This is a genomic window from Kitasatospora cystarginea, assembly GCF_039533515.1.
Lineage (GTDB): Bacteria > Actinomycetota > Actinomycetes > Streptomycetales > Streptomycetaceae > Kitasatospora > Kitasatospora cystarginea.
Genome location: NZ_BAAATR010000182.1, coordinates 1 through 995, shown reverse-complemented (window position 1 = coordinate 995; position 995 = coordinate 1). Strand labels below are relative to the sequence as shown.

Here is a 995-nt window from a genome sequence, read left to right as displayed (position 1 = left end):
CCGGAGTACGGGGATGGCAGGCCGAGGGCGGGCCCGTACTGCGCGAGGGCTCCGGCCTCGCCGTAGTTCGAGGTCAGCAGCACGGCGGTGGCCCGCTGCTCGGCGGGGATGGCCGCCCAGCCGGTGGCGGTGGCACGCGCGAGCTCCGGCCAGCCGACCTCTTCACCGATGTCGGGGTCGACGGTCATCGGCACGGCCAGCGCCGAGGCGGGAAGCACCGGCAGGGCGGCCAGGGCGCTGGTGAGCAGGGCCGCGAGCAGTCCGCCGGCGAGCTTGGCGCGGTGCTCGCTGGCCCAGTGGGCGCACGGCTCGCAGCCGGCTGCGGTGATCGCGTACAGCAGCGGAATCGGGTAGTACGCCTTGCCACCCCCCGCCATCACCAGCAGGCAGAGCATCACCCACGCCACCGCGACCGGCCGGGCCCAGCGCAGCTCCGACCGGCGCAGCAGCCGGCTCAGCCCGGTCAGCCACAGGGGCGCCAGCAGCGGGGAGAACTGGAGCACCTGCATAGGAAGGACGAGCAGCCGCCCGCCCACTCCGCCGGCGGCGCTGAGCCCCTGGGCGACCGTCAGCTCGGGCCAGCCGTGCGCGGCCTGCCACCACAGGACGGGCAGCGCGAACGGGAGCGCGGCGAGCAGCGCGGTCAGCGGGCCGACCAGGGTGCGCGGCCGGGGCACGAAGAGGCCGCGCGGCCCGGCTGTCAGGGTGCCCGCCGCCAGGACCACGAGCAGCCCGAGGACCAGCAGCTTGTTCAGCAGCGCGATCCCGACCGCCACGCCGAGCAGCGGCCACCAGCGGGCCTCCCCGGTACGCGACAGGCGGAGCGTCAGCAGGATGATCGTCAGCCAGGCGGTCAGGTCGAAGGTCGCGGTGGAGAGCAGGTGGCCGTTGCCCAGCACGTAGCCCGAGCAGGCCGCCGCCCCTGCCGCGAGCACCTGCCCGCCGCGCCCGGCGCCCAGCTCGCGGGCGATCAACGCGGTGAGCGTGATCGAGGC

At 75.7% G+C, this 995-nt stretch carries 1 protein-coding gene; it reads right to left on the bottom strand.

The genetic code is table 11. From position 1 onward, the window contains the following. On the bottom strand, nt 1–995 hold a 995-nt coding region (locus ABD369_RS40710), incomplete at both ends, for a glycosyltransferase family 39 protein (RefSeq protein WP_344641677.1).